Below are 13,451 nucleotides of genomic sequence, written 5' to 3'. Positions count from 1 at the left end.
ACAATGAAACGACTCCCCTCACATAGCAGACCCCTTGGAATCGCGGCCCTATCGCTGGCCCTCGCCTTCGCGGGCTGTACCAAGAACTTCGAGAAGCTCAACACCGACCCCACGGGCGTCCCCAACGCCGACCTCCAGATACCAACCCTCTTTATCCCGTTGGAGCAGGAAATCATGTACATGACCGACGACGGTTACCAGACCGCGCAGAACCTCAACGCCGACGACTACTGCGGCTACATGATGCCCGACCAGACCTTCGGGCAGGCGCTCGACAACGCGAATTACGTCTTCATCGACGGCTGGAACGTGGAGGCCTTCAACAGCATCTACACCAACCTGCTGGGGCCCATCCGCAACAAGCTCGCCAAATCCGGCGTACAGACCTCGAATCCTGACTACTGGGCCATCGCGCTCATCATTGAAGTGGAAGCCATCGACCGGATCACCGACAAATTCGGCCCCGTGCCCTACAGCCAGGTCGGTTCCTCGCTGGTAAGCGTGGGTTACGACAGCCAGCAGGACATCTATACCGCGATGTTCGGTGAGCTCGACACCGCCGCCGCGAACCTCAACGCCTATATCGCCGCCAATCCCGGCGTGGAGCCGCTGGCGGCCAACGACGCCATCTTCGGGGGCGACTATACCAAGTGGCTGAAGTTCGCCAACTCCCTCCGGCTCCGCCTGGCGATGCACCTCACCAAGATAGACCCGGCCACCGCCCAAGCCCAGGCCGAAAAAGCCCTGGCCGATCCCGGTGGCGTGATGACCGACCCCTCGGACGATGCCGCCGTCCAGGCCAGCCAGGCTAACGGGAACGACTACAACCAGATCACCGTGAGCTACGGCGACAATTCCATGAACGCGTCGATCGAGTCCTTTCTCGTGGGCTACAACGACCCCCGGTTGCCGGTCTACTTCGAACCCGACACCGACCCCGGGCATACCGGTGAATATACAGGTATCCGTATCGGTTGTGCCATCCCGCCGAAACCCTTTTACTCCGGTTTTTCCAAGCCCAATTGCGACCAGACCTTTACCATCACCGCCCCGGAAGTCATCATGACCGCCGCCGAGGTGTGGTTCCTGAAGGCCGAGGCCGCCCTGCGCGGTTGGAATGGCGCCGGAGACGCGCAGACCGACTACGAAACCGGGATCACCAAGTCCATGCAGCAGTACGGCGTCGCCGGGGCCGCCGCAGCCTATATCCAGGACGCCACCAGCAAACCCGCTGACTACGTCGACTACCTGAATTCCGCCGACAACAGCCCTGCCCTGACTACGATCACGATCAAGTGGGACCCCAACGCCACCAACGAGCAAAAGCTGGAGCGCATCATCACCCAGAAGTGGCTCGCCATGTACCCCGAGGGCCAGGAAGCCTGGACCGAGTTCCGCCGCACGGGCTATCCCGCGCTCTTCCCGGTGGTTGTCAACAGCAGCGGGGGCACCATCGACACCAGGATACAGGTCCGCCGGCTGGCGTATCCGCACAGCGAAGCCACTTTGAACCCCAAGGGCCTCCAGCAAGGCATATCTTTGCTGGGTGGGCCGGACAACGGGGGGACGCGTCTTTGGTGGGATGTGAATGGGCCCAATTTCTAAAGGTTTTATACCATGAAAGCTACATCGATCGCCCTTGTATTGTTGACGGCACTCAGCGCCCGCGCGCAGCACGTAGACATCCTGACGAACCAGGTCGGGTACGAGACCTATGGCCCCAAGCGCGCCGTCATCCAATCGGACGCCCCGGCGACGGTTACCGCCTATCGCGTCGTGGACGTCGCCACGGGTAAAGCCGTGTTCCAGGGTGTGCCGCGCTATGTCGGTCCCGTTGACCACTGGCAGCACCGGCTTTTCTGGACGATCGACTTCGGTAAATTCAGCGCCGCGGGGACCTACCGGCTGGAGGCAGGCCCCGCGGCTTCCCATCCCTTCAGGATCGGGAGCAGCGTCCTGGAGTCGGCGACGATATCGGACGTGATCTACTACTTCAAGGGGCAACGCTGCTCCGGGCTGCTCGACGCGGCGGACCGGCGCCTCCCGGACCCGCTGGACACCACGCGCACCATCGACCTCCACGGCGGTTGGTACGACGCCACGGGGGACTACGGGAAACACTTGTCGCACCTGTCTTTTTCCGCTTACTTCAACCCGCAGCAGATTTCGTTCACGGCCTGGACGCTGATGCGGACCTGGCAGCTACTCTCGGACAAAAAGGGGACCGATTACCGGCAATATAATCGCCGGCTGCTCGACGAGGCGCTGTACGGCGCGGACTATCTGTACCGTTGCCACGTGTCCGGCGCTTCCTTTTATCGTTCGGTGGGCGCCCCCGGCCCCGGCAAGCTGCCACAGGACCGGCGGATACAACCGGAGGAGCACAGCTATAGGATCAAGGCGACCGCTTCGCAATCCTGGGGCGGTTCGGCGGCAGCTTCGAGCCCCCTGGCTTATCAAAGCTCGTTCCGCTCCGGCGGCGGCCTCGCCATCGCGGCGCTGGCGCTCGCGTCCACCGCGCCGGCTGACGGGGAATTCACCCGGGCTCAATACCTGGCAGCGGCTTCCGAGGCGTTCGATTTCCTCGACAAGCACAACGTCGGGCTCACCAGCGACGGACAAGAGAACATCCTCGACGATTATTGCGCGCTCATGGCGGCGACGGAATTGTACAGGGTCACGCACGACCTGCGCTTTGCAGACGCCGCCCACGCGCGGGCTACCAGGCTGCTCGACCGCCTGACCAACGCCGGTTACTGGCGCGCCGACGACAGGGACCGTCCGTTCTTCCATCCCGCCGATGCGGGTCTGCCCGTCGTCAGCCTCTTGAACTACTACCCGGTAGCCGACGCAGGCATGCAGACGCAGATCAAAAACGCCGTGCGGCGTTCGCTCGAATATGAACTGCGGTTAACCCACGCCGTTACCAATCCCTTCGGGTATAGCCGCCAGCTGGTCCAGGACACCCTGGGCAACCGGCGCACGGCCTTTTTCTTCCCGCACGGTTCGGAGGCGTCGCCCTGGTGGCAGGGCGAAGACGCCCGACTGGGGTCGATGGCCACCGCCGCGCGCATGGCGGCGCCGTTGTACGAGCGGTCTTTTGGAGACTCGCTGGAAACCTTTGCGGTGGATCAGCTCAACTGGATCCTCGGCGACAACCCCTTTGACGCGTCGCTGCTGCAGGGCACCGGCTACCACAACCCGGTCTATGGCTTTTTCGGGACGTTCGAATACACCAATGCGCCCGGCGGTATCGTCAACGGTATCACCTCCGGGCTGGATGACGAGCGCGACATCGCCCTCAATATCCCTTACGCTGTCACGCATAAAGACTACGACTGGCGCTGGGCCGAACAATGGCTGCCGCACGCCTCATGGTACCTCCTGGCCGTAGCCAGCCGGCCGCCAGGCGTTGACCCGGAGCACCGCGACGACCATCCGACGCTGGCCATTGGCGCGCCGGCGCCGGACTTTAGCCTCCCGGGGATCGACGGGCGGCGTTATTCGCTCGCCTCCTTCCGCGCCGCGCCGGTGCTGATGATCGTCTTCATGTGCAACCACTGCCCGACCTCGCAGGCGTACGAGAAGCGCATCATCCGGCTGACCGACGACTACCGTTCGCGCGGCGTGCAAGTCGTCGCCATCAACCCAAACGACCCTGCCTCCGTCCGTCTCGACGAGCTCGGCTACAGCGACCTTGGCGACTCCTATCCCGAGATGAAAACCCGCGCCCGCGCCGCCGGTTATAATTTCCCTTACCTGTACGACGGCGACAAAGAGGTTGCCGCCCACGCCTACGGCCCCGTATCCACGCCCCACGTCTTTATATTCGACGCCAGCCGGCGCCTGCGGTACGAAGGCCGCATCGACGACACCGAAGACCCCGCCAAAACGCCCGCGCACAACGACGCCCGCGATGCGATCGACGCCCTCCTGGCCGGCCGCGCCATAGCCGTCACCGATACCAAGACCTTTGGCTGCTCCATCAAATGGAAAGAAAAAACCGTTTGGAAACAACGAGCAGCCATAGCCTGGGCCCACGAGCCCGTCACCCTCGACACCATCGGCATTCCCGGCATACGGCGCCTATCGGCGGGCGGCGGCGACAAGCTCACGCTGATCAACTGCTGGGCCACCTGGTGCATCCCCTGCGTCCGCGAGTTCGGCGACCTCGTCACCCTCAACCGCCTCTACCGCGACCGCGGCTTCCAGCTCGTCAGCATCTCCACCGACGACTCCGCCCACGCCGGCGCCGCGCTCTCTTTCCTGACCGCCCACGAGTCGTCCTCGCCGAACTACCGGTTCACCGGTACGCCCTACGCGTTGATCGAAGCTCTCGATCCTTCGTGGAAGGGCGCGCTGCCCTACACTATGCTGGTGGAACCCGGCGGCAAGGTGGTGTATGCGCACCAGGGGATGATCGATTATGAGGAAGTAAAAAGGATCATCTTCGATGATCCTTATATGGGGAGGATTTATCGCTGACGACGGATGATTTTTAGCGACTCCTCGTCGAGCCTGGCGAGCCATTCGGCTGTCTTCTCTCTCTTGGCGACTATGACAGGGTCATTGTCCCTCTTGCCGGACCTAACCCATTCGGTAAGCTCCTCGCTGATTTTCAATTTCACCATCTCCCCCTTCAGGTCATCATAGACTTCTATAAACTTATCCATATATCAAATTTATGACTTTCTTCATACGAATTCGAAAGTTCTTCCTGGTAAATACTTATAACCATTCGATATAGTCTGTTTCTGGCGGCAGTGTTACCTTCGATCGATATCGCTCTTTCCGGATACCACCTGTGGTAATAGTTGATAATACGTAAGACTGTGGCCAGTACCTTATCCCGATCGCCATTGTTCGAGATGACCCGATCATCTACTTCGCCGTCAGCGCCGACATCACCCAAAACCAGGTTAACGACTTCTCTCTCGGGGGTCGGAGCGAAGACAACTCTTTTCAATACTATGCCGTTTTTGCCGCTGCTGACAAAATCGAACGCGTCAAATTCACCAAACACTCCACTCACTTCATATGCTTCATGCTTCATACATCGAACAGGTCATTATACCCATTCGCAAAGCTATTTTCCGCGCCGCGCCGCTAAGAATTTATCACATTCTTTGAAAAAAAATCCGTTTAAAGTCCTAACAGAATATAGGCATATATAGTATTATGCTCCCCCTTTACCCGGAGCCCGAGAACGCGCCGCCGCGAGCCCGCGAACGCGCCGCCGGACGCCCGCGAACGCACCGCCGGACGCCCGCGGCCGCACCGCGTCGCAGGCCGACGGCCCGCGGAAGCTCACGGCCGCAGGCCCCCCAACCATAGCAGCGCCTGCGCCAGCATCATATTCTGCTCGGGCGACGCGAACACCTGGTCCCCGTGGCCCATGTTCATGTAGAGCATGTGATAGCGGGTGTTGGTCCAGATGACCGGCACGTCGCCGGAACGGATCTGGTCTTTTTTGCCCAGGGGGTATGCCGACGGGTCGAGGGTGGCGAGGACCTTAACAGCGTGATCCAACCGCGGGCTCGGGCGCCAGCCGTACCATTCGTTGGGCGGGGCGGTATAAAAAGACGGCAGACCGGCCGTGACCGGGTGCGACGTATCGTCCACGTGTAACCGAACCGGCAGCGGCGGCCAGTTGTTGTCGTAGAAAACGGCGCCGCCGAGGAACTGGACGAACCACGGCCAGCGGGTGTATTTGTCGTTGTAGGCGGCGACGTGGAAGCCGAGCCAGGCGCCGCCGCGGTCGGCGAAGCGCTGGAACGCCAGGCGCTGGGAAGCGTTCTGGGGAAAGTCATTGAGCCAGAGGACGACGTCATAACGGGACAGGGACGTGTCATTCAAACGGCGCCAGTCGGTCGTGGTGTCGAAGATAAACCCCCGCTCGAGGGCGAGCTGTTGGTAAAAGTGGATGGCGTCGCGGGCGAACGCGACGTGGTCGGGCTCCACCGTCGTCGTGTACAGCGCGAGCGCCCGGAACCGCGGTGCGGGCGGAGGCGGCGATGCCACGGCTCCCGCGGAGGCCCAAAAAATCGCATTCCGGAAGATGCGGGTATAGACGGTATCGTCAAATAAAACCGGGGAGTGCCCCATGAAAATATACACATTCCGCGCGGGTACGTGCGGGTTGGACCAGATGACGGGGTGGTCGCCCATCTTGACGGTGGTGTCGGGGTAGTAGGAAGATTCATCGACGGAGGCCAGTACGTGGACTTGGGGGCGCGGGCTTTTGTCGTAGGTATACCACTCCTCCTTTTGCACGGTGAAGGTGTCCGGGACGCCGGCCATGATGGGGCTTGGAGAATCCTCCACGTGTACGGTCGCGCGGGCGAAGCGCGCGATATAGTCCTTCCAGCGGATCCCGCCCATGAAGGTGGAGAACCAATCCCACATGGGATAGCCGTCGAACTCGCCGAGCAGCGTGGCGTGGTGGAAGCCCACCCAGCCGCCCCGGGCGCCGGTAATATAGCGCTGGAAAGCGCTGACGGCCGCGGGTTTCCAGGCGTAGGGGGCGTAGTCGAGCTGGAGGAACAGCTGGTAGCGCGCCAGGAAGGCGTCGTCGATGCTGTCGGTGTTGGTGAAGTAGTCGATGCGGATGTTGCTGTCCAGCGCCAGGCGGTCGAGCCATCGAATAGCGCGATCGGTGAAGGCTTTATGCCAGCCGCCATTCTCGTACAGGGCCAGCACCCGGAAGCGGGGATGGCCGTCGAGCGCATGGCCCAAGGACGCCCACAATGCGCGCGTGCCTTGATCCAGACCCGCAAACAACCCGGAGTCCGCGGGAGACCAGGGGTGACCGGAGCGGAAGTCCCACCAGCGGTATTCGATCCTGGAGTAGTCGGTGGCGGCGGTGCGTTCCTCGTAGTGATCGGTCTGCAAAATATAACTCCCATCCCGCACGGTAACATCGAAGCGGAACCGGACGAAAAACGCCCCGACTTTCAACACATCGCTCCCGCTCAGGTGGTTGCTGTCGGCAAAGTCCAGATGGAGGTTATGATCGGGAGAGGGGCCTTCGAACCAGGTTTTGGCGCGGGCGTAGACCACGCCCGGCGACTGAGGGGTCGACAAGACCTGACCATAGGAAACACGGCCGCCGGCCATCTCGATGGGCACCGAAGGCCGGGCTGCCCACAGGAGCGCATTCCGGAGCAGCCGCGCATACGCGGCGTTGTCAAGCACCGAAGGGTCGTGGCCCACGCCGATGTAGACGGTATGGGGGTATTGCTCGTTACACCAGGCGATCGGGTGGTCGCCCATGGGCTTGTTCTGGTGATAGGTGGATTCGTCGACGGACGCCAGGACGTGTACGCGGGAACGCGGGCTCGACGAGAACTCGTACCATTCGTCCGAGACGATAAACGACGACGGCAGCCCGGCGGCCACCGGGTGTCCGCGGTCTTCCACGACGAGGCGCGCCGGCTGATACGCCGGGTGCGGCGAATACGCCACGCCCCCCATAAAATCCTCAAACCACTGCCAATACCGCGTATGCGGCGCCAAAAAACCCGCACCGGTGAGCCCCGCGGCGTGGATCCCGACCCAGCCGCCGCCGGCCTCGATAAACCGCTGGAGGGCCGCCTGCTGCGCATAGCTCATGTCAAAGGGTGCCAGATGGAGCATGACAAAAGCCTGGTAACGGTGAAGGTTCGCGTCGTTGATGACGCTGGTGTCGTCGGTGAAGTCAATCATCAGACCCGTCGAATCCGCCAGGCGCTGGAAGAACGGGCGGGCGGCGGCGATCATCCGGACGTGGTCGGAGGCACGGGAAGCCACCACGAGCACCCGCTGCGCCCGAAGCGGCAAGGGAAGCGTTGAAAGAAGCGACGAAGTCACTAACAAGGCGAGGCCAATCAGGATTTTCTTCATAATATTATCGTTCCAAACCAAATATCCTGTCACGGGATCGGATGAGCAAATTCAGGGGCCCTACAACGGCACTACACATCTTTACGATTGCGTCAATTGTCGCGTTCAGCCATAGGGCTGCCGCCCAGCCCGCCCTGGGGCAGCCCGCAATCCGCAATTACAAAAATACGGACTACCAGGGCGCCAATGCCGTCTGGGCCCTGGCGCAGGACGCGCGGGGCGTCCTCTACCTGGCCAACGACGACGGCCTGCTGACGTTCGACGGCAGCTACTGGAAGCGGTATGTGCTCCCCAACCGCGCGGCCATACGCGCTATCGCGGTCGCGCCCGGCGGGAAGATATACGCGGGCGGCCAGGACGAGGTCGGCTATTTCGCGCCGGACGGACAGGGGACGCTGGCCTACCATTCGCTGAAACAGCTGTTGCCGGAGGTGGCGCGGCAGTTCGCCGACATCTGGGACATCGTCATCCAGGGCGATACGGTGACCTTCCGGACGAACGAGTGCATCTTCCGCTACGACGGACGACGGATACAGACCTTTGACGCCCCCGCGGCGTGGCGGTTACTCGCGAGCGTAGGCGAAAGGCTCTTTGCCGACGACAAGGAACAGGGGCTTTTACAATGGAACGGCCGTGGCTGGACGCCGGCATGCGACATACGCATTCCCCTCGAGGTGACGGGAATGGCTGCCTATAACGGGGACACCCTGCTGGTGTCGACGCTGATGCGTGGGCTCTACCTGCTCCACGCGGGAAAGCTCACCCCCTGGAAGGTCGCGCTTCCCGAGGGCGCCATGCTCAGCGGCGTCCATGCGCTGGGGCCGCGGCGCTTTGCGCTCGGTACATGCACGGGCGGGCTATTAATATTGGAAGGCAACACCGTGGCAAAACATTTCTCGGACAAGGAGGGTCTTCAGAACAACCACGTCCTCTCCATCCTCGCCGACGCCAACCAGCACCTGTGGCTGGGCCTGGAAAGCGGGTTGTCCGTAGTCGACTACCCGACCGCCCTCACGCATATCTATCCCGCGGGCGCCCGCCAGGTCATGAGCAACGCCATCCGCGTCCTGGACGGACAGCTGTACATCGGCACTTCCGAAGGATTGTACCGGGCCGTATTACCGGGTGGCGGTTTTGCCCTCGTGCCCGGGACCGAGGGATCGGTCTGGAGCCTGGACGCCAGCGGCAATGTGCTGCTGGCGGGTCACAGCACCGGCGTCTTTGCCGTGCGCGGGGACGAAGCGACACCCATAGGCACCGTGGGCGCCTGGGGCGTGGTCGCGGGACCCGGGGGCAGGCTCGTCGCGGGGACGTATACGGGGTTGCGATATATTACACCGGATTTCACCGACGGCGGCCGTGTCAATGACTTTTACGAGTCCCTGGGCGTGCTGGCGACGGACACGTCCGGTAATGTCTGGGCCTCGCATCCCTACCGCGGCGTCTACCGGACACCGGTACCCGGAGACACCACCTATCACTACTGCCGCGCGGACGGCCTGCCCTCCGACCTCCACGACTATCCCTACCGGGTGCGGGGACGTGTCGTCTTTGCGACGGAAAAAGGCGTGTATGGGTGGGACGGGCGTCGTTTTCTGAAAGATACCTTTTTCCAGCCCATCTTCGGCGACACCAGCGTCGAGTTCCTAACGGAGGCGCCTAACGGAGATATATGGTTCGTGAGTCAGCGGCAGGTCGGGGTTATAGACGCCAGGCGCAAAAGCGTCCAATATATCCCGGAATTGAACGGTCAAACCGTCCGGGGCGCGGCGTTTATCTATCCCTATGACAACCGCGACGTTTATGTCGGTACCAACGACGGCGTGATCCGGCTGGACTACGAACGCTATGTGTTGGACCGGACGGCGTCCGTCGCCCTCCTGAGCAGCGTCCACGCGCTCTCGGCGCGGAGCGACAGCCTCGTCAACGGCGGCTTTGCCGGCGGGACGGCCCGCCTGCCCCACCGGTGGAACTCGTTTCACTTCGAATACTCGGCGCCGTTATACCCCGGGGCTGAGTTCAGCTACTACCTGGAAGGTTTTGACAAGGAGTGGTCGGATTGGTCGGCGAAAACGGAGAAAGACTACACCAACCTCCCCTACGGAAACTATACCTTTTTCGTGCGGACGCGGAACAGCCTGGGCGTCGTGTCCTCCCCCGCGACATACGCCTTTTCCGTGTCGCCGGCCTGGTACCAGACGTGGTGGGCTTACGGGCTCTATCTCTTAGCCGCCCTTTTCGTGGCCTGGCTGGTGTACCGCCGACAACGGCACCGCCTGGACGTCCAGCGCCGCCACCACGAAGCCGAACAGGAACGGCTCCGGTACCTCCACCGGCTGGAGCTCGACAGCAAGGAAAAAGGTAAGCTGGAGGCCGAGCTCGCCACGGTCACCATGCACCTGGTGGAAAGGGGAGGACTGCTCTCCAACATCAAGGAAGAAATGATCGCTGTGATAAAGCGGTTGAATATACCTCAACTACCGTTTGAATTCAGGAGCGTCTTTAAGCTGATGACCGACACCGAAAAGGACGAGGACGACTGGAACAAGTTCAGCCTCTACTTCGACCAGGTGCACAATAATTTCCTGGTCACGCTCAAGACAAAATACCCGTTGCTCAGTCCTACCGACCTGAAAATGTGCGCGTACTTGCGGCTCAACCTCAGCTCCAAGGAGATTGCGCAGCTCCTGAACATCTCCCCCAAAGGCGTCGAGATCAGCCGCTATCGGATCCGCAAAAAACTGGGGCTTACACCGGACGTAAATTTGTACGCGTTCCTCACCGGAATCGCCTAGATTTGTCGGAACAACCAACATGAGCTCATGAAAGGCGCACCCTTTGTGGTATGTCTGTGTTTTGCGCTTGCTTGTCGTCAAACCACGACCTACGTAAAGAATCCATCGCACGCGTCCGTCCCCGACCGTGACATCGCGGCCGGCCAGCGCCTGGCCGCCACGTATTGCCAAAGCTGCCACCTCCTTCCCGATCCTTCGTTACTCGCCAGCAAAACCTGGGAAAAAGGCGTGCTGCCCCAAATGGGTCCGCGGCTGGGCATCTTCTTTCACGGCCTGGTGCAGTACGCAGTCGATACGGGGCCGTTCACGCGCATGCCGAAGGGATTTTATCCGGACAAGCCGATGATGAGCGACGACGAGTGGCAACAGATCATCTACTATTATACGGCGGTGTCGCCTGATTCGCTGCCAGCGCAGCAACGCCCGGCGCCCCTGCGCGCCGATTCCACGCTGTTCGCCGTATCCACGCCTTCCCGCCGTTATATCATGCCGTTAACGGCGATGATCCGCGTCGACAGCGTGCACCATTCGATCCTGCTCTCCGACGTGGAGCGTCGGTACCTGTATACGATCGATGCGGGGCTGCGGTATACGGATTCGATGCCGGTGGCGGGGGCGATCGTGGATGTGGCCGGCGGCGCCGGGGCTCCCAACGGGCTTGTGGCGCTGAACATCGGCGAAATGTTTCCCACGAATGCGATGTCCGGCAGTACGGTCGCCTTGACGCATCGGGCGTCCGGCTGGGCTTCCGCCGACACCGCCGCCGTTTTCCGCTTCCTCCACCGCCCCGTCCAGCTGCTGTCCGCGGACCTCAATGGCGACGGCCGCCCCGACTATCTCGTCTGCGAATTCGGCTATACCGAAGGCCGTCTTTCCTGGATGGAAAACACCGGGCACGGCTTTATCGAGCATACCATCCGCCCCGTGCCGGGCGCGATCCAGGCCCGTATCTACGACTATAACCACGACGGCAAACCGGATATCTTTGTCGCCTTCGCCCAGGGCGACGAGGGCATCTGGCTCTTCACCAACAAGGGCGGCGGCCTGTTCGACGGCAGCCCGCTGCTGCGTTTCCCGCCCTGTTACGGCACCTCCTATTTCGAGCTCGACGACTTCGACGGCGACGGTCACCCCGACATCCTATACACCTGCGGGGACAACGCCGACTACTCCAAGATCCGCAAACCCTATCACGGCGTCTACATCTTTATGAATGACGGCCATGAGCATTATACGCAGCGCTACTTCTATCCCATCGACGGCTGCTACCGCGCCATGGCCCGCGACTTCAGCGGCACCGGCCGTCTCGACATCGCCGCCATCGCGTACTTCGCGGATTACCAGCGGCAGCCGGAGGAAGGTTTCGTGTTTTTGAAGCGCAATGCCGGTTCCCTTTCTTTTACGCCCTGGTCCGTCCCCGCCACCGAGGCCGGCCGCTGGATGACCATGGACGTCGGCGACCTCGACGGCGACGGCCATCCCGAGATCGTCCTCGGCAATTGTTCGACGGGGCCGTTCTCCTTTCAGCCGCGCGTGGATTTTAAGCAGGGGCCGCCGTTTATGGTGTTGCGGTTGAACCGGCGCTAGGGCCTCACAGGCGCCCGAAGGACGCGCAGCTGCCGTATCCGCAGCGTCTGCTCCGCCTTTAGCTGCACCGCCTTCTCCCCCCGCGCCGTTTTAAACGAAACCGTTCCTTCATTGACCGAAGACGCATGCCCGATCGTGGTCGCGACGGTGTCGTGCCGCCTGATCTCCATCAACCGTATGCGGTTGGTCACCGACGTGTCGCAGCTTCCGCCCATTTCGAGGATAACGTTTGTCCGCGGCACCACGGAGGAGCGGTCGGTGTTACACACGATAAAAACCTGGTTGCTCGTATCGTAGTTGCCGTCGTATTCCGTGCCCGGGGCATAGTTCCAACGGGCGTGGATGCCGATCCAAACGACGGTATCGGCGACGGGCGCCGGAGGCGGGGGCGGCGGCGGGGCCGGCGGGTTGCACGCCCATAGGAGGAGTAACACGAACAAATATCGCATAAGAATCATTTTGCGGAGCTGAGGATGATCTTCGACAGGAGCACGTCCTTCTTGTCGATAAAATAAACAAAACCCACGGGCATTCCCAGCGAAGGGGCTGCCGTGGGTTGGTTTAAAACGATAAAGTAGCCGTCGGACTCGCCGAGGAGCTTCAGCCGGCGCAGGTCGTCCTGTTTGAGCAGCCGGAGGTCGCTCACCAGGTCCTGTCCGGAAAGCGTGGTCGTATCCAGCACGGTCGTGGGCACCTGTATTTCGGAATCCTTCCGGAACACGAATTGCACCGAACGCAGGCTGCTGCGGTTGTTCCGTTCATCGAGATAGTCATCCCAGGCGACGCGCTGGGCGACCTGGAACAACCAGGGGAACAGCGCGGCCATCCCCACGATCAGCCAAAGGGTCTGCCGGGGCTGAAGGAAGGAGCGCACCCTACCGAACTGCAATAAAACGACGACGACGAGCAACGCCCCCACCAACCATAGGAACCGCGGCGACATCACTACGTTGAATGAAAAAACGAGGTATGACGCATAGTCCAGCTTCAAGTCCGCCGCGGGGATGCCGAAGTGCCCGTAGTAGGCGTTGACGTAGATCCACGCGATAAAGTAGAGGTATATACCGACGACGATGACGAGGTTCCTGATGACCGCCAGCGGGTCCGGGGATTTATCCATTCCCTTAAGATAGGGCGTCGCCGGCGCAAAAGGAACCGTAGAACTACGCTATTGCGGGTTCGTCTGCA

At 61.5% G+C, this 13,451-nt stretch carries 9 protein-coding genes; 4 read left to right on the top strand and 5 right to left on the bottom strand.

Features of this window, described 5'->3' with window-relative positions; translation table 11 throughout:
* The first annotated feature begins 3 nt into the window (after positions 1-3).
* Together VL547_RS02575 and VL547_RS02570 are read left to right on the top strand one after the other, a co-directional pair.
* Positions 4-1,605, top strand: a complete 1,602-nt coding sequence (locus VL547_RS02575) for a SusD/RagB family nutrient-binding outer membrane lipoprotein (protein WP_325574862.1) — start codon at positions 4-6, stop codon at positions 1,603-1,605.
* A gap of 12 nt (positions 1,606-1,617) precedes the next feature.
* Positions 1,618-4,485, top strand: a complete 2,868-nt coding sequence (locus VL547_RS02570; protein ID WP_325574860.1) for a redoxin domain-containing protein — start codon at positions 1,618-1,620, stop codon at positions 4,483-4,485.
* Here the strand turns inward: VL547_RS02570 and VL547_RS02565 are convergent.
* From VL547_RS02565 to VL547_RS02555, 3 genes are all read right to left on the bottom strand, one after another.
* Positions 4,476-4,673, bottom strand: coding sequence for a hypothetical protein (locus VL547_RS02565; protein WP_325574859.1), 198 nt, complete (start codon positions 4,671-4,673; stop codon positions 4,476-4,478). The two genes, VL547_RS02570 and VL547_RS02565, sit on opposite strands and share 10 nt — an antisense overlap.
* Positions 4,658-5,053: a DUF6934 family protein gene (locus VL547_RS02560; protein ID WP_325574857.1), complete on the bottom strand. Its 396-nt coding sequence runs from the start codon at positions 5,051-5,053 to the stop codon at positions 4,658-4,660. Before VL547_RS02560 ends, VL547_RS02565 begins: the two co-directional genes overlap by 16 nt.
* Before the next feature lie 254 nt (positions 5,054-5,307).
* Entirely contained in the window at positions 5,308-7,881 is a 2,574-nt protein-coding gene (locus tag VL547_RS02555; RefSeq protein ID WP_325574854.1) for a ThuA domain-containing protein, read from the bottom strand.
* A 41-nt stretch (positions 7,882-7,922) separates the two neighbouring features.
* On the opposite strand from VL547_RS02555, the gene VL547_RS02550 reads away from it, so the two are divergent.
* Both VL547_RS02550 and VL547_RS02545 read left to right on the top strand, forming a co-directional pair.
* Entirely contained in the window at positions 7,923-10,676 is a 2,754-nt protein-coding gene (locus VL547_RS02550; protein WP_325574852.1) for a ligand-binding sensor domain-containing protein, read from the top strand.
* A gap of 27 nt (positions 10,677-10,703) precedes the next feature.
* A complete protein-coding gene (locus VL547_RS02545; protein WP_325574850.1) occupies positions 10,704-12,263 on the top strand; it encodes an FG-GAP-like repeat-containing protein in 1,560 nt (519 codons plus the stop codon).
* Here VL547_RS02545 and VL547_RS02540 read toward each other — a convergent pair.
* Both VL547_RS02540 and VL547_RS02535 read right to left on the bottom strand, forming a co-directional pair.
* Positions 12,260-12,712 (bottom strand): hypothetical protein, encoded by a 453-nt coding sequence (locus VL547_RS02540; protein WP_325574848.1) that lies wholly within the window; start codon positions 12,710-12,712, stop codon positions 12,260-12,262. The genes VL547_RS02545 and VL547_RS02540 overlap by 4 nt on opposite strands.
* Positions 12,713-12,717: 5 nt before the next feature.
* Positions 12,718-13,383, bottom strand: a complete 666-nt coding sequence (locus VL547_RS02535; RefSeq protein ID WP_325574846.1) for a hypothetical protein — start codon at positions 13,381-13,383, stop codon at positions 12,718-12,720.
* Positions 13,384-13,451 lie beyond the last annotated feature (68 nt).

The sequence above is a fragment of the Dinghuibacter sp. genome, from assembly GCF_035492835.1.
Taxonomy (GTDB): domain Bacteria; phylum Bacteroidota; class Bacteroidia; order Chitinophagales; family Chitinophagaceae; genus Dinghuibacter.
The sequence above is the reverse complement of the archived record's forward strand: the minus strand, read 5'-3'. Positions and strand labels throughout refer to the sequence as shown.